General features: G+C 69.2%; 23 protein-coding genes and 6 pseudogenes. 14 read left to right on the top strand and 15 right to left on the bottom strand.

Annotation, left to right across the window (positions count from 1 at the left end; all coding sequences use genetic code 11):
• The first annotated feature begins 399 nt into the window (after positions 1-399).
• The 3 genes from KCH48_RS04990 (at position 400) to KCH48_RS04980 (ending at position 3,999) form a co-directional block, all read left to right on the top strand.
• A complete protein-coding gene (locus tag KCH48_RS04990; protein WP_210570729.1) occupies positions 400-1,413 on the top strand; it encodes an NADP-dependent oxidoreductase in 1,014 nt (337 codons plus the stop codon).
• Positions 1,414-1,813: 400 nt separating this feature from the next.
• Positions 1,814-3,703 (top strand): propionyl-CoA synthetase, encoded by a 1,890-nt coding sequence (locus KCH48_RS04985; protein ID WP_210570727.1) that lies wholly within the window; start codon positions 1,814-1,816, stop codon positions 3,701-3,703.
• Positions 3,704-3,801: 98 nt separating this feature from the next.
• Complete coding sequence (locus KCH48_RS04980) at positions 3,802-3,999, top strand: CGNR zinc finger domain-containing protein (RefSeq protein ID WP_210570725.1); 198 nt, start codon at positions 3,802-3,804, stop codon at positions 3,997-3,999.
• A gap of 15 nt (positions 4,000-4,014) precedes the next feature.
• Here KCH48_RS04980 and KCH48_RS04975 read toward each other — a convergent pair whose 3' ends face one another.
• Complete coding sequence (locus KCH48_RS04975) at positions 4,015-4,488, bottom strand: helix-turn-helix domain-containing protein (RefSeq protein WP_210570947.1); 474 nt, start codon at positions 4,486-4,488, stop codon at positions 4,015-4,017.
• A 34-nt stretch (positions 4,489-4,522) separates the two neighbouring features.
• On the opposite strand from KCH48_RS04975, the pseudogene KCH48_RS04970 reads away from it, so the two are divergent.
• Together KCH48_RS04970 and KCH48_RS04965 are read left to right on the top strand one after the other, a co-directional pair.
• Positions 4,523-4,971: pseudogene (locus KCH48_RS04970) on the top strand (RidA family protein).
• 9 nt (positions 4,972-4,980) lie between these two features.
• A pseudogene (locus KCH48_RS04965) lies at positions 4,981-5,659 on the top strand (class I SAM-dependent methyltransferase).
• 19 nt (positions 5,660-5,678) lie between these two features.
• On the opposite strand, the gene KCH48_RS43385 reads toward KCH48_RS04965, so the two are convergent.
• On the bottom strand, positions 5,679-6,212 hold the full coding sequence (locus KCH48_RS43385) for a hypothetical protein (protein ID WP_374104644.1): 534 nt from the start codon (positions 6,210-6,212) through the stop codon (positions 5,679-5,681).
• A gap of 147 nt (positions 6,213-6,359) precedes the next feature.
• Positions 6,360-7,070 carry an SDR family NAD(P)-dependent oxidoreductase gene (locus KCH48_RS04955; RefSeq protein ID WP_374104653.1) on the bottom strand — a complete coding sequence of 237 codons (711 nt, stop codon included), beginning with the start codon at positions 7,068-7,070 and terminating at the stop codon, positions 6,360-6,362.
• Positions 7,071-7,113: 43 nt separating this feature from the next.
• Here KCH48_RS04955 and KCH48_RS04950 point away from each other — a divergent pair, with 43 nt between their 5' ends.
• Complete coding sequence (locus KCH48_RS04950) at positions 7,114-7,983, top strand: LysR family transcriptional regulator (protein ID WP_210570723.1); 870 nt, start codon at positions 7,114-7,116, stop codon at positions 7,981-7,983.
• A gap of 271 nt (positions 7,984-8,254) precedes the next feature.
• On the opposite strand, the gene KCH48_RS04945 is transcribed toward KCH48_RS04950, so the two are convergent.
• On the bottom strand, positions 8,255-9,817 hold the full coding sequence (locus tag KCH48_RS04945; RefSeq protein WP_210570945.1) for an FAD-dependent monooxygenase: 1,563 nt from the start codon (positions 9,815-9,817) through the stop codon (positions 8,255-8,257).
• Between the two features lie 62 nt (positions 9,818-9,879).
• Here KCH48_RS04945 and KCH48_RS04940 point away from each other — a divergent pair, with 62 nt between their 5' ends.
• Both KCH48_RS04940 and KCH48_RS42010 read left to right on the top strand, forming a co-directional pair.
• Complete coding sequence (locus KCH48_RS04940; protein WP_210570721.1) at positions 9,880-10,602, top strand: TetR/AcrR family transcriptional regulator; 723 nt, start codon at positions 9,880-9,882, stop codon at positions 10,600-10,602.
• A gap of 142 nt (positions 10,603-10,744) precedes the next feature.
• Positions 10,745-10,837: pseudogene (locus KCH48_RS42010) on the top strand (transposase); the annotation flags it as partial.
• A 460-nt stretch (positions 10,838-11,297) separates the two neighbouring features.
• Here KCH48_RS42010 and KCH48_RS04930 read toward each other — a convergent pair.
• From KCH48_RS04930 to KCH48_RS04925, 3 genes and pseudogenes are all read right to left on the bottom strand, one after another.
• Positions 11,298-12,188: a DUF1963 domain-containing protein gene (locus tag KCH48_RS04930; protein ID WP_282615113.1), complete on the bottom strand. Its 891-nt coding sequence runs from the start codon at positions 12,186-12,188 to the stop codon at positions 11,298-11,300.
• A 63-nt stretch (positions 12,189-12,251) separates the two neighbouring features.
• Positions 12,252-12,335: pseudogene (locus KCH48_RS42845) on the bottom strand (transposase); the annotation flags it as partial.
• 246 nt (positions 12,336-12,581) lie between these two features.
• Positions 12,582-13,169: a hypothetical protein gene (locus KCH48_RS04925; RefSeq protein WP_246884721.1), complete on the bottom strand. Its 588-nt coding sequence runs from the start codon at positions 13,167-13,169 to the stop codon at positions 12,582-12,584.
• 420 nt (positions 13,170-13,589) lie between these two features.
• Between KCH48_RS04925 and KCH48_RS04920 the strand changes: the two genes are divergently transcribed.
• Positions 13,590-14,498 (top strand): oxidoreductase, encoded by a 909-nt coding sequence (locus KCH48_RS04920; protein ID WP_210570715.1) that lies wholly within the window; start codon positions 13,590-13,592, stop codon positions 14,496-14,498.
• Between the two features lie 439 nt (positions 14,499-14,937).
• On the opposite strand, the gene KCH48_RS04915 is transcribed toward KCH48_RS04920, so the two are convergent.
• From KCH48_RS04915 to KCH48_RS04890, 6 genes are all read right to left on the bottom strand, one after another.
• On the bottom strand, positions 14,938-15,435 hold the full coding sequence (locus KCH48_RS04915) for an SRPBCC domain-containing protein (RefSeq protein WP_246884720.1): 498 nt from the start codon (positions 15,433-15,435) through the stop codon (positions 14,938-14,940).
• A gap of 41 nt (positions 15,436-15,476) precedes the next feature.
• Positions 15,477-15,815, bottom strand: a complete 339-nt coding sequence (locus tag KCH48_RS04910) for a metalloregulator ArsR/SmtB family transcription factor (protein ID WP_210570713.1) — start codon at positions 15,813-15,815, stop codon at positions 15,477-15,479.
• Positions 15,812-16,276 (bottom strand): SRPBCC family protein, encoded by a 465-nt coding sequence (locus tag KCH48_RS04905; RefSeq protein WP_210570711.1) that lies wholly within the window; start codon positions 16,274-16,276, stop codon positions 15,812-15,814. The genes KCH48_RS04910 and KCH48_RS04905 overlap by 4 nt, the downstream gene beginning before the upstream one ends.
• Before the next feature lie 81 nt (positions 16,277-16,357).
• Positions 16,358-16,885, bottom strand: coding sequence for a hypothetical protein (locus tag KCH48_RS04900; RefSeq protein WP_210570710.1), 528 nt, complete (start codon positions 16,883-16,885; stop codon positions 16,358-16,360).
• The gene (locus tag KCH48_RS04895) at positions 16,819-17,004 is read right to left on the bottom strand and encodes a hypothetical protein (protein WP_210570708.1); all 186 of its coding nucleotides are present in this window, start codon (positions 17,002-17,004) and stop codon (positions 16,819-16,821) included. The genes KCH48_RS04900 and KCH48_RS04895 overlap by 67 nt, the downstream gene beginning before the upstream one ends.
• 63 nt (positions 17,005-17,067) lie before the next feature.
• On the bottom strand, positions 17,068-17,967 hold the full coding sequence (locus KCH48_RS04890; protein WP_210570706.1) for an aminoglycoside phosphotransferase family protein: 900 nt from the start codon (positions 17,965-17,967) through the stop codon (positions 17,068-17,070).
• Positions 17,968-18,405: 438 nt separating this feature from the next.
• Between KCH48_RS04890 and KCH48_RS04885 the strand changes: the two genes are divergently transcribed.
• The 5 genes and pseudogenes from KCH48_RS04885 to KCH48_RS04870 all read left to right on the top strand — a co-directional run.
• Positions 18,406-19,467: a YihY/virulence factor BrkB family protein gene (locus tag KCH48_RS04885; protein WP_210570704.1), complete on the top strand. Its 1,062-nt coding sequence runs from the start codon at positions 18,406-18,408 to the stop codon at positions 19,465-19,467.
• Positions 19,468-20,050: 583 nt separating this feature from the next.
• The gene (locus tag KCH48_RS04880) at positions 20,051-20,470 is read left to right on the top strand and encodes a phage holin family protein (protein WP_210570702.1); all 420 of its coding nucleotides are present in this window, start codon (positions 20,051-20,053) and stop codon (positions 20,468-20,470) included.
• Positions 20,467-20,937, top strand: coding sequence for a DUF3618 domain-containing protein (locus KCH48_RS04875; protein ID WP_210570700.1), 471 nt, complete (start codon positions 20,467-20,469; stop codon positions 20,935-20,937). The genes KCH48_RS04880 and KCH48_RS04875 overlap by 4 nt, the downstream gene beginning before the upstream one ends.
• A gap of 32 nt (positions 20,938-20,969) precedes the next feature.
• Positions 20,970-21,232 (top strand): annotated as a pseudogene (locus tag KCH48_RS42005) (DUF4235 domain-containing protein).
• 109 nt (positions 21,233-21,341) lie between these two features.
• A pseudogene (locus KCH48_RS04870) lies at positions 21,342-21,773 on the top strand (flavin reductase family protein); the annotation flags it as partial.
• A gap of 56 nt (positions 21,774-21,829) precedes the next feature.
• On the opposite strand, the gene KCH48_RS04865 reads toward KCH48_RS04870, so the two are convergent.
• Both KCH48_RS04865 and KCH48_RS04860 read right to left on the bottom strand, forming a co-directional pair.
• Positions 21,830-22,723 carry an alpha/beta hydrolase gene (locus KCH48_RS04865; protein WP_210570698.1) on the bottom strand — a complete coding sequence of 298 codons (894 nt, stop codon included), beginning with the start codon at positions 22,721-22,723 and terminating at the stop codon, positions 21,830-21,832.
• A 26-nt stretch (positions 22,724-22,749) separates the two neighbouring features.
• A complete protein-coding gene (locus KCH48_RS04860; RefSeq protein ID WP_210570696.1) occupies positions 22,750-23,958 on the bottom strand; it encodes an XdhC/CoxI family protein in 1,209 nt (402 codons plus the stop codon).
• Positions 23,959-24,008 lie beyond the last annotated feature (50 nt).

Below are 24,008 nucleotides of genomic sequence, written 5' to 3'. Positions count from 1 at the left end.
CGGAGTAAGCACGTCCCGGCAGGTCGAGCCCACCACGAACCGGGAGTGCTCTCGATGCCTTCCGCCTGCACTGCGTAGCCCTGATCACAACAGTCTGGGCATCGACGTGCGCGCCACATCCGCCGTGTCTCGCCAGTACGGCCGGGAGTCCATGCGCCTGGACGTGATCCCGTACTTCGGTCGGCTCCGAGAGCCTGGTTCCTTGTAAGTCTCGATGGCCAGGATCCCTTCCTCCACCTGACCTCACAGAGGGACCCCCTTCTGAGTTTACTTTTCTATACTCAGACGATAGCGTCGTGGTCGGCACATCAACCCGGCCGCACGAGAACGGGCGCGCAGGGCGGCCTGCGTGAAGAATCACAACGATCACCACAGCATCCACGTGGAGAGGCGTCCGGCATGAAGGCATTCGTCGTCGAGAGGTACGGCAAGGACGGCGTGCGCGCCGCCGACGTACCTGAGCCGACCGTCGGAGACCGCGACGTCCTGGTCAGAGTGAGCGCCGCCAGCATCAACCCGCTGGACAAAATGGTCCGCAACGGGGAGTTCAAGCAGGTCCTGAAGTACAAGCTTCCGTTCGTGCTCGGCCACGACCTGGCCGGCGTCGTGACACGGGTCGGCGACGCCGTGCACGGCTTCGAAGTCGGTGACGAGGTCTACGCTCGGCCACGCGACCTGCGGATCGGAGGCTTCGCGGAGTACATCGCGATCGACATGGACGACGTCGCGCCCAAGCCGACTTCCCTCACCCACCAAGAGGCAGCCGCGGTACCGCTGGTGGCCCTGGCCGCCTGGCAGGTACTCGTCGACCGCGCCCACGTGAAGCCGGGCCAGAAGGTGCTGATTCACGCGGGTGCCGGTGGCCTCGGCTCGACGGCCATCCAGCTCGCCAAGCACCTCGGCGCCACGGTGGCGACGACCGCGCGCACCGAGTCCGAGAAGCTGGTCAGGAGCCTCGGCGCCGACATTGTCGTCGACTACACCAAGGAAGACTTCTCGAAGGTGCTGTCCGGATACGACCTGGTGCTGGACTCCCTGGGCGGCGCGAACCTCGAGAAGTCGCTGACCGTGCTGAAGCCCGGCGGCCTGGCCGTCAGCGTCGTCGGCCCGCCGGACTCCGGCTTCGCCAAGCAGCTCGGCGCCCCCGCCTTCCTGGGCCTGGTCATGAACGTGCTCAGCCGCAAGATCCGCAAACAGGCGAAGGCACTGGGCGTGCGCTACGAGTTCTTCTTCATGCAGGCCAACGGCTCCCAGCTGCGCAAACTCGGCGCCCTCTACGACAGCGGGAAGCTCCGCCCAGTCATCGACAGCACCTTCCCGTTCGACCAGACGCTCGATGCGATGGCACACGTCGAGCAGGGCCGCACCAAGGCCGGCAAGGTCGTGGTCTCGATGGCACCCGACAACGACTGAGACGGCGCCGACCACCGACCCTGACCCGGCTGGCTGGCCGGCTGGCTGGCTGGCCGGCTGGCCGGCTGCTGATGGCCGCTGACCTCACGGCGGCCGCGGCGTTCGGCTTCGGCGTGACAGGCTGATACGAGCGCAAGGAGTTCTCACTTCAACGTCACCTCCGAATTCCACCCGCTACCCGAAAGGCAGCACTCGTTCGTCCTGGGCGCGGGTCGCGTACCCGAGGTGGTCCGGGCGATCCAGCAGATGGATCAGTGGCTCCGTCAGCATCTCGGCGCGTGAGCGGCAGCCGCACCTGACGGCTTGGTCTGGCGGCCGGTATGCGGTACTTGTGTCCGACACTGTTTCCGCACGCAGCCCCACCACCGTCCCTCGATGCCACAAAGGAGTGCGCGACGCGATGGGAACGTACGAGGATGTCTTCCGCGCCAGTACCGAGGACCCGGAGAGCTTCTGGCTGAAGGCGGCAGAGAACATCGACTGGGATGTAGCTCCGCAACGCGCCCTGGACTCCTCGAGCGCACCCTTCTACCGCTGGTTTCCCGACGGCCGGCTCAACGTCTGTTTCAACGCGCTCGACCGACACGTCGAAGCCGGCCGAGGCGAACAACCCGCGCTCATCTACGACTCCCCCGTCACCGGCGCCCAACGCACCTATACCTACACCCACTTGAGGGACGAGGTGGCAGCCTTCGCCGGAGCGCTCGCGCAACTCGGCGTGGGACACGGCGACCGCGTGGTCATCTACATGCCGATGGTCCCCGAGGCCGCCGTCGCCATGCTCGCCTGTGCACGCATCGGCGCCGTCCACTCGGTCGTCTTCGGCGGGTTCGCCCCGCGCGAACTCGCCCTCCGTATCGACGACGCGGCCCCCAAGGTGGTCGTCTCCGCCTCCTGCGGCATCGAGGGCAAGCGGGTCATCGCGTACAAACCCCTGCTGGACCAGGCGATCGAGCTCGCCGTCCACAAGCCGGAGAAGCGCGTGATCCTGCAACGCCCGCAGGAACCGGCTGAGTTGGGGCCCGACGATCTCGACTGGGCCGACCTGGTCGCCGCCGCGCCGCCGGTCGACTGCGTCCCCGTCGCCGCCACCGACCCCCTCTACATCCTCTACACGTCCGGAACGACCGGAAAGCCCAAGGGAGTCGTACGTGACTGCGGCGGCTACGCGGTCGCCCTGCACTGGTCGATGGGCGCCGTCTACGACGTAGGCCCGGGCGAAACGATGTTCACCGGCTCCGACGTCGGCTGGGTCGTGGGGCACTCGTACATCGTCTACGGGCCCCTGCTGGCCGGCGCGACGACGGTCCTGTACGAGGGCAAGCCGGTCGGCACCCCGGACGCGGGCCAGTTCTGGCGGGTTGCCGCCGATTACCGGGTCAAGACCATGTTCACAGCGCCGACCGCCTTCCGGGCGATCAGGAAGGAGGACCCGAAGGGGGCGCTCACCACCGGATACGACCTCTCCCACCTGCGCTATCTCTTCCTCGCCGGCGAGCGCCTCGACCCCGAGACGTACCACTGGGCGAGCGCCCTGCTGGGCATCCCGGTGATCGACCACTGGTGGCAGACCGAGACCGGCTGGCCCATCGTCGCCAACCCGGTCGGCATCGAGGCCGCTCCCCTCAAGCCCGGCTCCCCCACCCGCCCGCTGCCGGGCTGGGACGTCCGCGTCCTCGACCCCTCGGGCGAGCCGGCGCCCGCGGGCGTCGACGGTGCGATCGTCGTGAGGCTCCCCCTGCCGCCCGGCGCACTCCCCACCCTCTGGAACGACGACGACCGCTACATCGCCTCCTACCTCTCCGCCCACGCCGGCTACTACCTCACCGGCGACAGCGGCCACATCGACGACGACGGCTACGTCTTCGTCATGGGCCGCACCGACGACGTCATCAACGTCGCCGGTCACCGCCTGTCCACCGGCAGCATGGAAGAGACCCTGGCCGCCCACCCCGACGTCGCCGAATGCGCCGTCATCGGCGTCGCCGACGAACTCAAGGGGCAGATCCCGCGCGGCTTCGTCGTCCTGAAGGCGGGCAGCAACCGCGAACCGGGCGAGGTCGAGGCCGAACTCGTCCAGCTCGTACGCGAACGCATCGGCGCCGTCGCCTCCCTCAAGGACGTCACGGTCGTCGCCGCCCTGCCCAAGACCCGCTCGGGAAAGATCCTCCGCAAGACCATGCGCGGCATCGCCGACGGCCACGACGAACCCATCCCCTCCACGGTGGACGACCCCGGCGTCATCGAGGTCCTGCGCCCGGTCCTCCGCCACGCCGGTCACACCCCCTGAACGGCCGGTAGAAGCCCTGCCCGACGGTGGGCGAACGCATCCACCGGTCTCCGCGCGCCACGGCACATCCACGACACCGCCACTCAGCCATCGATCGAATGACTGCTGAACGCGGTGAACTGCATCGAGACGTACGTCCCCATCGCCACGGAGCGGACCGCTGCGCAACGCGCTTCCTGGACCGCTCGCCGGCCGGCAACCGCCACTGGTGTTCCATGTCCCGCTGCGGAAACCGCACCAGGGTCCGCCTCCACCAGACGCGTGCACGACAGAGCGGCCGGATCACGGCAAGCTGACGAAGAGTCCTCAGGTCATCCGGACGGCTTCATGCGAAAGGCGGGGCCGGGGACGCTCTCGATGTCCTTCGGTTGCACCGGGTGGCCTTGTTCGCAGCGGATCTGGACACCGACGTGCGCGCCGCACTCGCGGTGTCGCGCCACTACCGCCGGCCCCTCAGGGTCTGCGCGGTAGCGGTCGCCCCACTGCAGCAGCCCCATCACGGCGGGCACCAGATCCATGCCCTTAGGGGTGATCACATACTTGGGCCGACTCCGCGAACCGGGCTCCTTGTACGTCTCGGTCGCCAGGATCCCTTCCTCCACCAGCATCCGAAGCCGCGTCGCGAGGAGGTTGCGCGGACAGCCCAGGACGCGTTCGAAGTCACCGAACCGGGACGAGCCGTACCAGACCTCGCGCAGGATCAGGATCGTCCACTTCTCGCCCACGATCTCAAGAGTCCGCGCGATCGAGCAGTTGGACGTGTCCCGGTCGAGTCGGGGGTCCATGCCGGTGTCCTGGAGAACTTCGGTCCACGCATCCATGGGGGCGATTCTAACCGAGTTTGAGTTTACTTATAGAGACTCAGCTTGCGGCCGAGCTGCGGTTCGTCCTGCGCGATCACCTGAGCGATCAGTCGACGCCTATCGGCAGGTGTCCATCGCGAACGGGTCGAAGCTGGTCTTCATCGCCGGTCAGGTCGCCTCGGACGCCCACGGGGTCACGGTGGGCGAAGGCGATCTCGCCGCTCAGGTCGAGCAGTGCTGCCTCGACATCGCCACCGCCCTGGCCGCGGCCGGCGCCGCCTTCGAACGACGTGGCAAAGATGACCGGGGTCACCCTGGTCCCGCCGACCTCGCGGTCGGGCGTCGCGGCACGATGTACCCGAGCATCTGGTCGAGGTCGAGGCTGTCGGCCGCCCGTCATCGACTGATGCGGGCTACGGCGGGAGTGGGAGAGGGCGGCGGGCCGGTGTCAGTGCCGTCCCCTAGATTCGCCTCATGACTGAGCCGTCCTACCTCGCTGCCGTCCGGGAGTCGTACGACACCGTCGCCACCGCCTACACCGAACGCGTCCCGGACCCGCGTGCGTTGGATCCTTTGTCGCGGGCGATGCTGGGGGTCTTCGCCGAGTTGATGCAGGGCGGCGGGCAGGGACCGGTCGCGGATCTGGGGTGCGGGCCCGGGAAGGTGACGGCGTATCTGGCCGGGCTGGGCGTGCCGGCGTTCGGTGTCGATGTGTCGATGTGTCGATGTGTCGCCGAGAATGGTCGCGGTGGCCCGTGAGGCGTATCCGGAGCTCCGCTTTCTGGTGGGGTCGATGACCGCGCTCGAGTTCGAGGACGGTGGGATTGGTGGGATCCTCGCCTACTACTCCACCCATCACACGCCGCCGGAACTGCTGCCGACCGTGTTCGCCGAGTTCCACCGCACCCTCGCGCCCGGGGGCCGACTCTTCATGGCCGGATACGCGGGAGACGGTGAGCGGCTGCGGCCGGAGACGGCATACGGCGGTCATCCGGTGTCGTTCACGTCGTATCTGCAGCCCGCGGACCAGCTTGCCGAACTGCTCGAGCAGGCCGGGCTCGTCGTCACCGCGCGGCTCGTACAGGCAGCCGGCCACGGTGCGAAGAGGACGGTCGCCAGCTTCCTGGCCCAAGAACCCGATGCCGGGAGCTGATACGGCGATCTCGGGTGATTCACCAGCGCAGGATATTGGTGAGCGATGAGCGTGGTGGGCGCGTCGGTGGGAGGTCGCGGCCGCTACGGGGTACCGAGAAGGCCGAGTGCGGCGGTGAAGTCGGCGCGGCGAGGGGCTGTGTGGCTGTGCTCAGGCGCAGGACGATGCCGCTGATCCTCGGCGGGGGTTTATAGTCGACGGCACCGCTGCCCGCCGCCTCGTTGCGGGCCTGCTCGGTCAGGCGCCGTTCGGCCTCGGCCCAAGTGATGGGAAACTGAACGGCGTTGACCTCCCAGAAGGTGAAGGTGGAGGTGCGCATCGTCGGCCGCAGGGACGTCATGATGCCGCGGTGCGGTTCGGTCTGGGCGTACGCGTAGAGGGCATCGCGGTCTTCCCAGGCCGACAGCGTGTAGAACTCGCGTTTGAGCGGCCGGGCGATGAGCGAGGCGCCGCATGCGCCCGCAGGGCCGCAAGCGGTGCTGCTGTGTAGGTGGCATCGAGCACAGGTCGCGGAGACCCGTTGAAACAGCAAACGCACCGAAGGGAAGTTCACGGCTGCACGCCCCGACTGACCATTGCTGGTGGTCAGGGACCGACGCCACCTCCGCAGATGTCGACCGCTGCCGGCAGTCCTTCCTCCGACGCTTCGACGTCGAGCCCAGCTTTCGCATGGTCAGGTTGAGCAGCTGAGGCATCTGGATCACCAGGGGACGGCACCCTCGTCGTCGAAGAAGCCGCCGCGGGGTCCGTCATCCGGCAGTGTGGCGAGCCGGATGGCGATCGCGGCACCTTGCTCGGGTGTCCGCGGCGCGTTGAAGCCGGTGAAGTCGGTCGCGACGTAGCCGGGGCAGCAGGCGTTCACGATGACGTCCGTGTCGGAGAGTTGGCGGGCGTACTGGGCCGTGACGCTGTTGAGCATCGACTTCGACGGTGCGTACGCGGCCATGATCGGGCCGGTCTGCAGCGTCAGCGAGCCCATGTTGCTGGACATGTTGACGATGCGTGGCGAGTTCGCGCGACGGAGCAGCGGGAGCATCGCGTTCGTCACCCGAACGACCCCGAACACGTTGGTGTCGAGGACGGTGCGGACGACGTCGAGGTCGAGCGTCGTCGGATCCTGCGCGCCACCGTCGGTCCGGCCCGCAATGTCGGCGTTGTTGACGAGCACATCGAGCCGCCCCGCCGTCTGCTCGATCGCCGCTGCCGCCGCGGTGACGCTGTCATTTGAGGTGACGTCGAGGGCGACCCCGAACGCGTCGACACCCGCGGCACGCAGATGCTCGACGGCCTCCTTGCGCCTGGCATCGTCGCGAGCCCCCACCGCGACCCGCCGGTTACCAGCGCGGTCTTCGTGTCCTTCACTCGATCCATGCTCGGCGAGCCGCGCACTCGTCGTCCAATACCGGATCAGTCAGCTGTGATACTCACCAGGTATCAGTCGATAGGCTGCCCGCGTGGACGATCTCGAGACCCGCGAACTCCGGTACTTCATAGCCGTCGCCGAGGAATTGCACTTCGGACGTGCCGCCGGTCGGCTCGGAATCGCACAGCCGCCGCTCTCGCGCGCGATCCGCCAGTTGGAGCGGCGGCTCGGCGTCCAGCTCCTTGACCGGGACCGCCGTGGTGTGGCGCTCACCGATGCCGGCAGCGTGCTGCTCCGCGAGGCCGGAGCGGCCCTCGACGCGGTCGCGGCCGCCGCGCGTCGGACGCGGCGCGCAGGGGATCCGAAGCGGCAACTGGTGCTCGCGACAAAGGCTGGGGCGTCCCACGAACTGCTGCGCCGGCTCCTCGACACGCATGCGGGCGAACCCGGTGCGACACCGGTCGAAGTCCTCCTGTGCGAGGTCGGCGAGCAGGCACGGCTGCTCCGCGACGGGCAAGCCGACGTGGCACTCATGCATCACCCGTACGACGACCTCGCCGGGTTCGACACCGAGGACCTCTGCGTCGAAGGCCAGGTCGCGATCCTTCCCGGGGGGCATCCGCTCGCGTCACGCGATCAGCTCGCGCTGGCGGAAGTTCGCGACGTGCCTGACCTGCCGATCGCCCGGTGGCCCCGGCTCGACGGGTCCTATCCGGACGGGCCCGGACCGGAGGTGCGCACCCAGTCGCAGCTCGCTCAGCTCGTGGCCCTCGGCAAGACGTTGCTCGTCATCCCCGCCTCCAGCCGTGCCTGGCAATGGCCCGAACACGTCGCCGTGCCCGTCGTCGACGCACCGCGCGTCACCACGGTGATCGCGTGGCCGCCGAGCACCCGCTCCCAGGCGGTCGCATCACTCGTCCGCTCAGCGGCCAGCCTCCGCACCACCCCGTTGCCTGCGTGACACACGCCAAACCTCGAGCACAGCCCGGGCGTCTACTCGGGGGCGGCCGTTCTGTCGTCACCCGGGGTTTCGACGCCGGTGGGCATGGGATCCGGCTCCATCGTCGCGTCGTTGGCGGCGGACGGTGGCACGGGTTGGCTGCAGCCCGCGGGGGGACAGTGCCGGTGCCGCAGCGGCCCGCGAAGCCGTAGTAGCGGAGGCGTAGGCGTCGAGGCGGCAGACGTGGACGTACGTAACGGGGAGGTGGGGGCGCCGGCGCAGACCGTCGTGGCTAGGACGATGGCGTGCCGGCCCACCGGTGCAGGGCGGTTTCGAGGCCGGTGGCGGCTGCGATGCCGGTGGTGTCGCAGGCCCAGGCGACGACCCCGTCCGGGCGTACGAGCACCGCGGTCGGAGTCACGTGGTCGTCGGTCACGCAGCTGACGCGTCCTGCCCAGGCCGCGGCGAGGCGGGCGAACGTGCCGTCCGCGGTGCGGTCGAGGAGCACGAAGCCGCCGCTGTGGCTGTGGTCGGCCAGGCGGGAGCCGTCGCTCAGCCACAGGTCGGGGACGAACCGGCCGATGAGCGGATGGTCGCCGGGCAGGTCGATGCCTTGCGTGACGCCGGCGATCTTCTTGACCGCGTACGTCGTGCCCGCCCGGGTCCTCAGCAGATCGGCGAGGACCTGGCGCAGCGCGGCCGACTTGGCGTCCGGGCGCATCACCCCGGTCTGGGCCCGCGTCCAGTCCAGCACCCAGGCGCCTAGCGGACGGCGCTCGGCGTCGTAGGTGTCGAGGAGTTCTTCGGAGGCCCAACCGGCGGTCACGGCACCGAGTTTCCAGCCGAGGTTCATCGCGTCGCCGACCCCGAGGTTGAGCCCCTGACCGCCGAACGGCGGGTGAACGTGTGCGGCGTCGCCGGCCAGCAGCACCCGTCCCGACCGGTAGGTGTCCGCCTGGCGGGCGTTGTCGGTCCAGCGGGTCGGGGTGGCGCGCAGTGCGGTCAGTGTGACGTCGGTGCCCGAGACCCGGCGCAGGCTGCCCTGCACCTCCTCGAGCGTGACCGGCGCCATGGGGGTACCGCGCGAGCGCAGCCGGGCCTGGGGAGCGCCGTCGAACTCGACGGTGGCCACCCGGCCGGGCTGGGGCCCGTAGCGGTAGGCCCCCTTGGGCGACCACGTCCAGCCGTGTCCGAGCATCGAAGGGTCGGCGATGTCGGCGATCGCCTGGTACCCGGTGAGTTCGGGGTCGGTACCGGAGAAGCCGATGTCCGCGAGGCGGCGCACGGTGCTGTGCCCGCCGTCGCACCCGACCAGCCATGCGGTGCGCAGCGTACCGGCACTCGTGCCGACGAGTACGCCGTCGCCGGTGTCGTCCAGCGCGGTGACTTCCACCCCGCGACGCACCGGTACGCCGAGTCGCGCGACGTGCGCGGCGAGCAGCGCCTCCAGCTCGCGCTGCGGCACCATCCTCGCGCCCTCGGCCACGGTGTGCGCGGCGAGGTCGGGATCCGACCAGTCCACGAGGTCGGCGTCGAGGACCACCCCCGCGAAATGCCCGGTGAACCGTGGTTCGGGCGCGCAACCGCCACCGAGTGGTGGATCGTCGGCCGTGCGGGCGAACGACCCCACGCGTTCGAGCAGTTCGCGCTGCACCGCCTCGGCGGCCGGCAGCAGGCCTCGGCGGTCGAGGGCCTCGGCCGTCGGCAGGTTGATCGACTGCGCCTTCATGGCCTCGTCCGGCTCGGCCCGCCGCTCGAGTATCTGCACCGTCGCCCCGGCGAGCGCCAGTTCCGCGGCGAGCACGAGGCCCACCGGCCCGGCTCCGACCACGGTCACGTCCACATCCTGATCCATGTTCGCTGTCACGAACAGCGTTCTACAAACGAGCGGTGTTCGTGTCAAGTTATAGTGGCCTGGTGAACCCCAGAGAGCGACGCGCGGCACGCCACCAGCCGCCCACCACCGAGGCCGAGGCCGGCCCCAGGCCGCGGCGCCGCAAGGCCCCGATCACCGTGGAACAGGTCATCGACACCGCACTGGCCGTCATCGCCACCGAGGGCTACGAGGCACTGACGATGCGCCGCCTGGCCGGCGCCCTCGACACCGGTCCCGCCTCGCTCTACGCCCACGTCGTCAACAAGGCCGACCTCGACGAACTGCTCATCGGCCGGCTGTGCGCCCAACTCGCCCTGCCCGAGCCCGACCCTGCGGCCTGGCGGGAGCAGATCCGCAGCGTGTGCACCCAGCTGCGCGACCAGTACCTGGCCTACCCCGGCATCTCCCGCGCCGCGCTCGCCATGGCCCCCACCAGCCTCGACACGCTGCGCGTCAGCGAAGGCATGCTGGCGGTCCTGCTCGCCGGCGGCGTTTCCCCGCAGGCCGCCGCCTGGGCCACCGACGCCCTCCTGCTGTACGTGGCCGCCCACTGCCTCGAAGCATCCATCGCCCGCCAGCGAGCAGCACACGACGACACCATCTGGGTCCACGACCGGAACGAACTGCTGCGCCGGCTCACCGCCCTGCCCGCGGAAACCTTCCCCCACACCACCCGCCACGCCGCCGAACTCACCGCCGGCGAAAACCACGACCGCTTCGACTTCACCCTCACCCTGATCATCGACGGCCTCACACCCCGCTAGGGTCTGCTTTCAAAAGTGGATCAAGGTCGTGTCATGACCACCCCTCATAGCTCGGGGCGAACGGACGGATGCGCAGTCGGCGGTGCTGGAACCGCTGTTGCCGAAGGGCATCAAGCCCGGTCGGTGACCGGTGCACACGAAACGGCAGCTGTTCAACGGGATACGGCTCCGGACTCGTACGGGCATACCGTGGCGGGACATGCCCGAGCGGTACGGGTCGTGGGAGACGGTGTACCCCGAGCGGCTGCGGCAGCAGTTCGAGGGTGTGACCTGGCGGTTGAAGACCGGCGGGCAGTGGCGGGAGTTTCCGCAGGAGTTCGGCGCCGTGGTGTCCAGCGCGACCACCTGCCCGGGACGGTCGACCAGCACATGCCCGGACCATACCGAAGAGGGGACGTGCAGGTCGGGCCCGTAGATCTCGCGTACGTCCGGAGGGATCAGGCGGGTGCGGGTGGCCATCCCGACTCGGGACCGACTCGGGACCGGCCCCGCAGTTCGGCGTGGACCGCGAAGATCGCCTCCCAGATCTCCGGGGGGCTTCCAACGGGTGGGCGCGCCGGAGGCGGTGCTGCGAACGTGCGGTGGCTGGGCGGCTACCGGCTTCCGCGAGCAGGCCCGGAGCGATTCACTTATGGACCGCGGTGGGACACCAGATCGAATTGTCTCTTGCCGTCCGTGCAGGCTGCGCCGGCGCCTCATTCGGTGAACTCCTGATAAGAACGCAGCCGGTCGAAGCGGGCCGCCGCCAGGTCCTCCCGGCGGATCATCAGCCGGGCATTGGTGTATTTCGCGTCCTGCACGCTGAACTGAGCCAGAGGCAGCCACTCGCGATACACCTGCTGCTTACGCTCCTGCCTGGCCTTGCTGGAACTGTCCTCCCCCGGTGGTGCCAACTCCGCGGCGATCACGTCTTCGCACTCCCATTGCTCGCCCCACGCGTGGCCGCCGACCTGGACGCCCTCCCACCACGGACCAACCGGCAGAAAACGCAGCGTCAGGTCCTTCAGGACAGCGGCGTGCGGGTGGTCCGCCGGCAGTCCCGGCTTCTCTATGCCGTAATCGGGGTCGAATCCCGGAATGTCGATCCGCAGTGCTGCCCGCAGTTCGACACGCTCGTGTACCGGGACCGGCCATTTCTCCGCATGAGCGTATTCGGGAACGGCACGCTGCTCGGCCAGGCCCGGGTCGGGAACGTGAATCACTCGAACGAATCCGAGAGCTTCCTCCTCCCCGGTGCAGCGCTGGCTGAGCGGATCCTGGGAATACAGGTAGAACAGTTGCAGGAGACCGGTGGCCGGCAGCGTGAACGGCAGTGCCTCCCGTAACCCCTCCCAGGGCAAGGCCGCCAAGTCGATGGTGACAGCCAGCGGGAAGGGCTCGGCCTCGACATCGTGGTCCCTGCCGTCGGCGCGCGGCCACGCCACACCGTCGGGAAGCACCGGCAGTCCACCTACCCATCCGGCGACCGGTCCGGGTCCGCGCCCCAGACGTAGGCAAGGGCGTCCATCCGCCAGGTACGTGTCGACATCCGCAGACGAGACGCCCTGCTCGATCGCCTCCGCCCGGAAGGCTCCGTAGAGATCCATGGCGGAAACAGTAGGGGCAACTCCCGCCCCGGACGCGATCAGGCCCTCCAGCAGGGCCTCCAAGACGCCCGCGTCAGGCCACTGCCGGAAGCGGTTGTGGACGGTCGACCAGGCGCCGAACTCCTGCGGCATCTCCCGCCATTGCCCGCCGGTCTTGAACCGTCAGATCACACCCTCGAACTGCTGCCCGCAGCCGCTCGGGGTACGGGCCGTACTCGCCGATCGGCAGGTACGGCCTGATGAACTCCCCCTCGTCGTCCGTCAGTTGCACTCGCGTCACGCAAGAGGATCTACCGGTCGGGGCCCACCGTGAGGGCGAATCCCGCAGATTGATCACGACTCGATACGCTCCCCATCCCACCTCGCCGGACGGGGGCGACGCCACTACGGCGATCAGTCCTCGGGTCTGATCTTCGAGGACACGAAGAACAGCCCTCCCGTTGCCACGATGAAACCTCCGGCCAGTTCTTCATAGCCCTGGAAGTAGGTGACGGGGATGGCGATGACGCAGGCTGCTCCGACAAGCTCGAGGAAGCCCGCGATCAGCCGTCGGGGACGGCTCGGCGGCGGAGGGTGATGGGGGTTCGGCGGACCGTGCCAGTAGTGGAGGGGGCCCGACCTGGGCTTCCAGCCTTCTTCCCGGAGCTGCAGATACTCCGGGTGGTGGCGGGCGTAGCCCAGACGGCGGGGCGCCAGGCGCCGCCACGGCAGCCGGCCCTGCCGGATGGCGATCCATCCGAGCCCCGGCAGGCAGGCGACGGCCGCCCAGATCGCCGCGACTGTCCGCTCTCCGGCCGAAGCCGACAGAATGCCGAGCAGCCGGTCCAGCTGGCCGCTGGCGGCGTAGGCGATCAACGCGGCTATGGAGAGCACCGCCGTGGTCTGCTCGATCTGGTGTCCGGTATGGCAGCGGGCACAGCGTGGCACGGAGACGATTTCCACACGCCAGGTGGTGCGCAGGACGACGATCCATGGGGTCATGGTGGTTTCGGAATCCTTGTGCAACCCCAGGACGCGGTCGTGCCATGACGCCGGCGTGGCCTCCCGGCAGAACCAGCACTCCCGCTCCACGAGTTTCCCTTCGCCGGCCGTTGCGTGATTGTGGACGGAATTTTAGGTGCTGCCCCGCAAGGGGCGTGAGTTGTGCGGCATCCGGCACGTGATTCCGGAGAAGGCCACCCGTACGGTAAGCGCGCCTTGAACAAGGGCGCTCATGGGCGGACGCTTCACCGATACCAACTCGGAGTGCCTAGTCAGGGTTCCCGTTCGCGCTGTGACATTCCCCCAACGCTCCGCGCCTTCCAGCCATGCCTGTCACCTGCGCATACTCCAGGATCGCCACGCCTGAACGACTGCTGGGCGATGGCCCATCGGATGGAGCCGAGGGAGCTGATGGAACTGATGGAAAAAGATGACGTCGCGCATGTCTCGGCGGCGGCAGCCGGCACGTGGATGCTCGGTGACCTCAAGGTCAACCGAATCGGTTTCGGGGCCATGCGCCTGACCGGCAGCAGCGCCTTTCACCAGGGCACGCCCAGCAACCGCAGCCAGGCGATCCGCGTGCTCCGCCGCGCCGTAGAACTCGGCGTCAACCACATCGACACCGCCGCCTTCTACTTCTCCCGGTTACGTTCCGCCAACGAACTGGTCAACTCGGCGCTGGCGCCGTACCCGGACGATCTCGTCATCGCCACCAAGGTCGGCCCAGCCAGGGATGCCGACGGCGACTGGGCCACCTCGGCTCGACCCGAGCAACTGCGTGGCCAGGTCGAGGAGAACCTGCGCCAACTCGGGCGCGATCACCTCGACTTGGTCAACCTGCGCCTCATGGGCCAAGACGACATCAGCGAGCACTTCGGGGCCCTCACCGAGCTGCGCGACGCTGGACTCGTCCGCCACCTCGGCATCTCCAGCGCCCGACCGGAGCACCTGGCCCAGGCCCAGGCAATCGCACCGGTGGTGTGCGTCCAGAACCCCTACGGCATCGATGCAGCCGACGGGGATGAGATGCTCCGCGAATGCGCAGCCCGTGGCATCGCGTTCGTGCCCTTCTTCTCCGTCGCCGGGAAGGGCCGCGAGGCCGGAGCAGTCCGGGCCGAGCACGACGAGGTCCTCGCCGTCGCCCGCGCGCACGGTGCCTCAGCGGCGCAGGTTCGCCTGGCATGGATCCTGCGGCAAGGCGCACATGTACTCGCCATCCCCGGGACGGGTATCCCCGAGCACCTCGTCGCCAATGTGGCGGCCGGGGCGCTGCAGCTGGCGGAGGAAGAACTCCAGCTCCTCGATTCGATCAACCGCTCTGCATCCTGATGCCGGCCGCATTGACCGGACTTGAGTCAGCCCCGGTACCAACTCGCGGATCGCCCCGCCGGAGCGGATCGTGCTGCTGCACCGTGAGTCCCGGACGGTGCGGCCTTCGGCAACGACGGCATCGAGCACGCCCTGGACCAAGCCCGCATCGCCGCCGGCGACCGCGACGTCCGCCCCGCCGGCCTCTGCCGCGAGAGCCTGAGTGTGGCGACCTCAGGCCCTCGCGGCAGAGAGCGTCCAAGACCATGCCACTCCATGGGCCACCCCTGCCGAGGACACGCGGATGACGGACGTACGGGCCTTCGATCGGCGTACGACACGTCCAGCGGCAAGGACGCGGCAGATGGTTTCCGCCGGGATGCCCGCGGAATCCGGCACCAGGTCGCCCGTGGGCCGTCCCACCTGACGCTCGCACAGGCGGCCGGCGTGACGGGCAGGTCTAGTGCCAGTTGCTGATCTTGACGTCGTGCGGTGCGGGCTCGCCCTTGCCGGTTTCGACCAGCCTCTTGAGGCTCATCAGGAAGGTCGCCCACTTGGTGCTGCAGTGGTGCATGAATTCCACCGGTTCCTTCCAGCCCTCGTGTCGGAACAGCACGATTGTGAAGCCGTCCTCCTGCTTGAGCTCGAAGCGGATGTGCGTGCCGATCCACTCCTCGGGGCCGTCGACGACCTCCCAGAGCACGCGCTCGGCGGGCCGGGCCTCCAGTACCTTCATGTCGAACCCGCCGGGCTCGAAGCGGAACCGGATCACTCCCCCGACGTCGGTGTCGCCGTCCGTGTCCTCCGTCCACCAGCCCGCCAGACCGTCGACCGTGGTCAGGGCCTCGTATACGTCGCCGGGAGACGACTCGACTCCGATCCTGTGCAGGATGTCCACCATCTCGATACCTCGTTCCTCGGGTGGGCGCCCCCATGCGGGCATGCGGGCGCGGTTCATCAGCGCCACCCCGGATGAGGCGGCGCGCTCGTTCGTGCGGGTCAGCCCTTCTGGCCGCGCTGAATTGCTTCGGCGATCCGCTTGATGCGCTGCAGGCGGGCATCCCAGGCCGCCCCAACCGACGACAACTGCGCGACCGCGCGGGCGAGTTGGGCCTCGTCGACCTGGTAGACGCGCTCACGTCCGGACGGCGTGACGTGCACCAGCCCGACCCGGTCGAGTACGCCGAGGTGTTTGGCGACCGCCTGCCGCGTGACCGGCAGTTGCTCGCTCAGCGTGGTCGCAGTACCGCCGCCGTCGGTCAGCAGGAGGTCGAGCATCCGCCGCCGGGTCGGGTCTCCCACCGCCGACCAGAGCTCGTCGTCGATGGTGACGCTCACGGCGTCGACACCAGCCGGGTGACGTACGAGACGAGCCGGGGCAGGAAGTGGTCCCAGCCGGTGACGTGTTCGCGGTACTGCTCCTCGAGCACGGCGACCTCCCAGCCCTTCTCCCTGAACCCCTCCTCGGTGAAGCGCAGCAGTGTCCCCGCGCCCGACGGGACCAGCTCGAAGGTCACCAGGAGCGAGTCGTCCGGCGCCGCGGCCTCACTCTCGTCGTACACCCACCGGAAGGAGAACCGCCGGGGCGGGTCGGCCTCCACCACGGTGATCGGTACGACCTTCGCCTCCGGCGTGGACCTGTCGCCGAACGAGATGACCCCGGTGGCGCCGGGCACCGGCTCCAGCTCTGCCTCGTCCGGCCACCACTCCCGCAGATGTTCGGGCCTGCTGACGACCTCGTAGACCACCTCGGGCGTGGCTTCGATGTGGATCTCCCGTTCGATGCTGCCGTACTCCACCGCACTCTCCCGCCATCTCGCAACGTTTGGTTGCACATCACTGTAGACCTCCCCTCCGGGATGCGCAACCATTGGTTGCTCTTAGCTGCCTGCCTTCTCCCGGCGGCGTCCGGGCATGAGCCAGAGACTGAGAGCCGCGCCCACCACCAAGGTCACGGCGCCCACGCGGAAGGCGAGGCGTACGCCGTCGACGGCGAGGCCTCCGGCCGACTCCACGGTGTGGGAGCCGTGCGTGCTGCCGAGCGCGATCGCCGCGAACGTGGCGAGGCCGAGCGCGCCGCCCACCTGCTGCACCGAGGAGTCCTCCTCGACCATGCTGAACATCAGCATGCCGCAGGCCATCACGAGCATGCTGACCACGAGAAGGGTCCGCATGCCCACCCTGGGCAGGAGTTGACCGGCCACGAGGACACCGGGCAGGAAGGCCAGGCAGAAGGGGAGCCAGGCAAGGCCGCCCTCCAGCGGCGTGAAGTCCAGTACGTCCTGGTTGTAGAGGACCACCAGGAAGAAGACCGCCTCGGAGACGCCGATCAGCAGGATCGTCAGGCCGTTGCCCAGGGCTCGGATGCGTTCGGCGACCCCACGGCGATCGAACCGGCGGACTGCCACAGCGGTACGCCCGAGTCGGAGGAGAGCAGTCCGTTCACCAGCGCGATGAGGCCGACAGTGAGCAGACCGGCGCCCGTCCAGTCGATACGGCGGCGGCCCGGGGCCCTGTTCTCGGGCACCAGGCGACGGATCACGAGGAGCGGCACCGCAGCGGCTCGGGCCGAGGATCACCGTGAACGTTGTCAGCCGATCAGGGCCTGATTGATCTGCCTGGTGGTCTGCTCGGCGACCCGGGGGTTGACGGCGGCGTAGGAGGTGTAGGCGTTCAGGGCAGTGGCCAGGGCCCAGCCGCGTCCTCGCATCCAGGTGGCGTCGTCCACTTCGAGCGCGGTGCGGAAGACGGCCCGGGTATCGGCCGACATCAGCGTGAAAGCGATCATCAGGTCACAGGCCGGGTCACCGGTGCCGAGCCCGCCGAAGTCGATGACGGCGCTGAGGCGGCCGTCGACGGTCAGCAGGTTGCCGGTGTGGAAGTCGCCGTGGAACCACACCGGAGGGCGGTCCCATCCGGGGGCGCTCAGCGCCGCGTCCCACAGTGCGGTCATCGCTGCTGCGTCGAACACGCCGTCGACCTGGGCGATGGCGACCCGCGTCGCACGGTCCCGGTCGGACAGCGGCCTGCCGGTGAGGTCTTCGTGGCTGTTCTCGGCGGGGATGTCCTCGGGTGCGAACTGCTGCAAGGCGGCCAGGAACTGAGCCAGTTCAACGGCGGCCGTGGAGGAACCGGCCAGCGCCTCGACGGTCGCCACCTCCCCGTCCAGCCAGCGGGACACCGCCCACGGCCACGGGTAACCGAAGTCGGGGTCGCCCACCCCCACCGGTACCGGGACAGCCAGGGGAAGGTGCGGCGCGAGCCGGGGCAGCCACTCGAATTCCTTCCTGGCCTGCCCGATGGCTCCGGCATGGCGCGGCAGCCGGACGGACAACTCCTCACCCAGCCGGTAGATCACATGGTCAGAGCCGGCGGGGTTGAGCAGCTTCAGGGGCAGCCCCGCCCACTGCGGGAACTGAGTGTCGACCAGGCGCCTGACCAGTGCACCATCGATCTGGGGGCGGGTGTCCGCAGTTCTCACGGTTACCAAGAGCAACTCCTGTGGCCGGCCCGCTCCGTGCGACGGGCACTCGGAGCCATCACAGTGGTTCGCGGCCCCGTCTGTCGACCGAGTTTGCAACGCACGGCAACGTCATCGGAGCGCGGCCGGCATCCCAGCACGGGCTGCACGGTTTCGGACACAGATGATCCGCATCGGAAACAGGCCTGTCAGCCCTGGGTTCCTGGCGGATTTCATCCAGGAGTTGCAGACTCGAGTTGAATTCGCAGAGTTGAGTGACGCGGACGATACGAAATCTTTTCGCCGAGGGCAGTGAATTCCATCAGGCCGCGGCTCGCCCGCATGATGACGCCTGAGGGCACACCACGCAGGCAAGAGGACCGAGCGCGACGCGCACACGGGGCAGCCAGGACCGCGCTGAGATTTGCGTCCATGTATAGGCGGCACTCAGCCGGATACTCGTTCGGAATGGTACGGACGTTGAAACGGCATGGAAGGCACGGCGGGCACAGCGCGACCGACCACAAGGCCGAGACCGTGCGGGCCTCTGAAGCCGGGCCGGATGAGCAGGTGGAGCGGCAGGCGCCGGACAAACCGACGGATCTGCCCAAGCGCTCCTGGGGAGCGGTACTGAAAGGCACCTTGAAGGAGTTCAAGAAGGACGAGCTGACCGACCGGGCCGCGGCGCTGACCTACTACAGCATTCTGGCGCTGTTCCCGGCACTGCTGGCACTGATCTCTCTGCTCGGGGTCGTCGGGCAGTCGGCGTCGCAGCAGGTGCTGGACAACATCCAGAACCTGGCCCCGGGCGCGGCGCGGGATGTCCTGAGCAGTGCGGTGCAGCAGATGCAGGGCAGTGCCGGGATCGGTTCGGTCATGGCGATCGTGGGTCTGCTGCTCGCGGTGTGGTCGGCCTCCGGCTATGTCGCCGCGTTCATCAGGTCCGCCAACGCGGTCTACGACGTCCCGGAGGGCCGGCCGGTGTGGAAGGTACTGCCCGTCCGCGTCGGCGTGACGGTGGTCCTGATGGTCTTGGCCGTGGTCAGCGCGGTGATCGTCGTGTTCACTGGCGCCCTGGCCAAGCAGCTCGGCTCCGCTCTCGGCGTCGGCGACACGGCGCTGACGGTGTGGTCGATCGCGAAGTGGCCGGTGCTGGCGCTCCTGGTCACCACCATGATCGCGATCCTGTATTGGGCGACACCGAACGCGCGGGTGCGCGGGTTCCGCTGGATCACGCCGGGCAGCTTCCTGGCGCTGGTGATCTGGATGATCGCCTCGGCCGGGTTCGCGTTGTATGTGGCGAACTTCGCCTCGTACAACAAGACCTACGGCACCTTCGCGGGCGTGATCATCTTCCTGGTGTGGCTGTGGATCACGAATCTGGCGATCCTGCTGGGCCTGGAATGCGACGCGGAGCTGGCCCGCCAGCGCGCGGTGGCAGGCGGTCAGCCGGCCGAGGAGGAGCCGTACGTACAGCCGCGCGACACCCGCAAGTGGGACGAGGAGGATCGCCGCCGTCTTGGAACCTGAGGTGGTGGGGACGGCACCGCCGCGGGCCTCGTGCAGGACCGCTCCAGGTTCTTCGGGGTGCCGGGCCGAATCGTTCACGGCACCGGTGTGACCTGGCCCTGAACGGGAAGTCGGCTGGTCATGGGAACGATGGCGGATCTTCACGATGGGGACCGCCGGCTGGCCAGGCGGACGATCGGGTCGGGGCCACCCTGGGTGCGGCGGCTCGCGCCGGCGGTGCGGGAGCCTGCCGAGCACACCAAGCTGTGGTGGGCGACGGCCACAGCCATTCGACGGCGTCGGCCACCCCGGGAATGGGTCCCGCCGGAGGAACTCCGGGAGCGCCCGGACAGCTCGTCGTTCCCCTCGGGGCACACCGCCGCGGCCGTCGCCTTCGCGGACGCCGTCGCGCCGGGCTGGCCGCGGCCGCCCCGGTACGGGCCGCGCCCCATCTGCCGTGGCGACGGCTGCTCTGACGGGAGGTGATGCGTGCTGACCCGGGCGGGGTACCCGGACAGCCGATCAGACGGTGGAAGCAGAGCCGGCCGCTCGGTCACCCCGGGCAGCCCCACCCCGAGGACAGCCCCAAGGAAGGTGAGCACTCATGACAGCAGATGGTTCCCCCCGCCCGGGCAGCGGAGCGCAGGAACCGGTGGGTGACCTGGTCCAGCGTGCCTCGCGGCAGCTGTCTCAACTGGTCCGTGACGAGATGCGCCTGGCGCAGGCGGAGATGACCGAGAAGGGCAAGCGGTTCGGCAGGGGCGGCGGCCTGTTCGGCGGCGCCGGGCTGATGGGCGTGCTCACCCTGCAGGCACTGGTGGCCACCGTGATCGCCGCTCTGTCCCTCGCCATGGATGTGTGGGTGGCGGCTCTGATCGTCACCGGCGTCCTGGCCGCCGTCACCGCGCTGATGGCGGCGCTCGGGAAGCGGCAGATCAGCCAGGCATCCCCGCCGAGGCCCGAGCAGACCATGGAGAGCGTCAAGGCCGATATGGCCGAGATCAAGGAGAAGGCACACCGATGACCCCGGACAAGCCGAACAAGGGCGATGAGACAGCACCTTCCTCGGAGCAACTGCGGGAGCAGGTCGAGGCGACCCGCGAGGAACTCGGCGAGACCGTCGAGGCGCTCGCGGCGAAGACCGACGTCAAGGCCCGCGCCCAGGAGAGGACAGCGGCCGTCAGGCACCAGGTCGCCGAGAAGACCACACAGGTCAGGACCCAGCTGAAGGACAAGGCCACGCACGCGGCCCACGTGGTCCAGGACAGGACCCCCGAGCCGGTGCGCGCCAAGGCCGCCGCGGCCACGGAGCAGGTCCACGACAAGGCCGTGCACGTCGCGGAGCTGGCCCGGGACAAGGCCCCGGAACCGGTACGAGAGAAGGCCGGCCAGGGTATGCAGGTGGCCCGCGCCAACCGCACTCCGCTGTTCGCCGCAGCCGGTGCGCTCATCGCGCTGCTGCTCATCCGCCGCGCCCGGAGGCACCGGTGAACGCGTCGAACGTCGCTTACTAGCCGGTCGGCATGGCCATGGGCGCCCTCAGCGGTGTGCCGACCGGCGCGATGTTCAAGGAGGTCTGGAAGCGGCTCGGGCACGAGGCGGACGCCCCGGATGCACCGACGAGCACCGCACCTGGCGCGAGGTGGTGTCGGCAGCCGTCCTGTAGGGAGCGATCTTCGCCGGCGTCAAAGCCGCCGTCGACCGTGGCGGCGCCACCGCCACCCGCCGCCTGACCGGCACCTGGCCCGGCCGACCGACCGTCGGCCTCCGTCACAACACCGGCTGACGCATGCCCGGTTGGTGGTGCGGGCCCAGGAGCCGATGCCGGCTCACCGACTGGATGGGCTCCCCCGCCGTCCACACCCAGCCCTGCCTGCGACTCCGCGTTCCCGTCAGGAGTCGCCGCCCTCGCGGCCCGCGTCCACGGCGATCCGACCGTCATGATCGTGTCGTCGTTCGCCGTCGGGATCTCCCACCACCCGCCCATGGTCTCCTTCGCCGCACAGCACAGCTCGACGACCTGGCCGGTGCTGACCCGCGCACAGACGATCGGAATCTCTGTCCTGGGCGAGGAGCACAGCGACAAGGCCCGGCAACTCGCCTCCCGCACCAAGGAGGGCCGCTTCGCCGGCCTCGGCACGACGGAAACAGCGTCCGGCGCGATCTTCCTGGACGGCGCGCCCGTCTGGCTCGAGTGCACGGTCGAGCACACCTATCCGGCCGGCGATCACGACATCATCGTGCTGCGCGTGCTCGCCATGATGACCGACGACGACCACAATCCTGTCGTCTGGCACCGTCAGACCCTGAAAATGCTGGGCAGTTGAGGAGATGCCGACGTGCCCGGCAGGTGGGCGGCACATCGAGAAGGCCCCTCGGACGGTCAGACGCTGAGTGCGGTGCGCAAGGTGGTGGCCATCATGTCGATGGCCGCTTTCCCCTCCGGTACCGGACCGGTGTGGGTGAAGTAGTGGTCGACTCCCTCGAAGACACGGTGGGTGACCGGAACGCCGGCGGCCTCCAGGGCCTTGGCGTAGGCGTCGCCCTCGTCGCGCAGACGGTCGTTCTCCGCGGTGATGACCAGGGCGGGAGGGAGCCCGGCGAGGTCATCGGCCAGGGCGGGCGAGGCGAGGGGGTCGGCACGGTCGGCGGGGTCGGGGACGTAGGCGGCCGTGAAGATCCGCATGATCTGGGGGCTGAGCAGCGGCTTGGCGATGAGGGACTGCTTGGTGGCCGGGTCGGCGACCTGGTCGAGCACTGCGGAGTCGATGATCTGGAGCCGGGGCGAGAAGGTGCCGCGGTCCCGGGCCATGTGGCAGACCACGGCCGTCAGGTTGGCCCCGGCGCTGTGTCCACCCACGGCAAGGCGCGAGCCGTCCCAGTCGTGGGCGGCGCCGTTCTCGGCGACCCACGCCGTGACGTCGTACGCCTGGGTGACAGGCACGGGGAAGGGTCGCTGCGGGGCGACGGCGTAGTCCACGTTGATCACGACACAGCCGGCCGTGGCGGCTATGTAACGGCAGATGTGGTCGTCCTGCTCCGGGCGGCCGATCACGAATCCACCGCCGTGGAAGTTGACGTACACGGGAGCCGGAGTAGTGGTGTCGGCCGACGGGCGGTAGACCGTGCAGGGCACCGGGCCGGCGCCGGTCTCCACCACGAGTGCTTCGGTGCGCTTCGGGATGTCCGCGAAGCGCAGGTCCTTGTGGACGCGCGCCATCATGCGGCCGAGCAGCAGTTGGACCCCTCTGGCCTGGATCTTCGGGCTCAATGGCATGGCTGGGTCACCAATCGATGCAAGGTTTAACTAACAGGATTCCTGATGATGGACCCTCGCTCTTCTTCGCGCAATGGGCAGACACGAACCGCCGCCTCGTCGAGCCCTGGGGTGGGCAGGACGGGCACCGGACGGTGGATCGGGCCCGCTCCTCGGGAGAGTGGCGTGCCGCTCGCGAGGTTGGCGGAGGCGATGATCTCCGCCGCGATGGAGACGGCCGTCTCCTCGGGTGTGTGCGCTCCGAGGTCCAGGCCGATCGGCGAGTGCAGGCGGGCGAAGTGTTCGTCGGACATGCCCGCCTCGCGCAGGAGGCGAAGACGCTGTTCGTGGGTGCGCCGCGATCCCATGGCCCCGACGTAGCCGACGGGCAGATCGAGGGCGAGGCGCAGCAGGGGGATGTCGAACTTGGCGTCGTGGGTGAGGACGCAGACGGCGGTACGGGCGTCCACGGCCGTGTTCTTCAGATAGCGGTGGGGCCAGTCGACCACGACCTCGTCGGCATGCGGAAAGCGTGCCTCGGTGGCGAAGACGGGGCGGGCGTCGCACACGGTGACGTGGTAGCCCAGGAAGCGGCCGGCCTGGCTGAGCGCGGCGGCGAAGTCGACGGCGCCGAAGATCAGCATGCGGGGACGGGACGCGGCCACATGCACGAGGACGGACAGCCGGTCCGGACAGGTGGCGGCGTCTCCGCCAAGCTCGATCCGGGCGGTACGTCCCGACCGGAGCAGGGCGCCCGCCTGTGCGGTCACCGCGCGGTCCGTCGGCCCTCCGTCCAGGGTTCCGTACGAGGCGGTGCCGTCGGCAAGGACACACAGCGTGCGGCCCACCAGGTCGTGGGGGCCGTCGACGACCTGCGCCACGGCAGTCGGCCTGCCTCGGACGATGTCGTCCAGGGCGGTCCCGAAATGGGGGTCGGTGGCGGGATCGACGCGCCGGACGAGCACGTCGAGTTCGCCGCCGCAGGTCAGGCCGACGGCGAAGGCGTCGTCGTCGGAGTACCCGAACCAGGCGCGCTGCGGGGCGCCACGATCGTGCAGCACCTGCCGGCACAGCTCGTAGACGGCTCCTTCGACGCAGCCACCGGAGATGCTGCCGACCGCGTTGCCGTCGGCGTCCACCGCGACCGACGTGCCGGTGGGCAGAGGGGAGCTGCCGGTGACGTCGACGACGGTGGCCAGGGCGAAGGGACGGCCTTCGCGGCACCAACGGTGCAGTGTCTCCGCGATGTTCAGCACGGCCGTTGTTCTCCGTTGTTCTCGTGGTTCGCGATGAGGGTGGGGTGGGC

Source organism: Streptomyces sp. GESEQ-4, assembly GCF_017948455.1.
In the GTDB taxonomy this organism is placed as follows: domain Bacteria; phylum Actinomycetota; class Actinomycetes; order Streptomycetales; family Streptomycetaceae; genus Streptomyces.
Note: the sequence above shows the minus strand (reverse complement) of the source record. Positions and strands in the feature narration are given on the sequence as shown.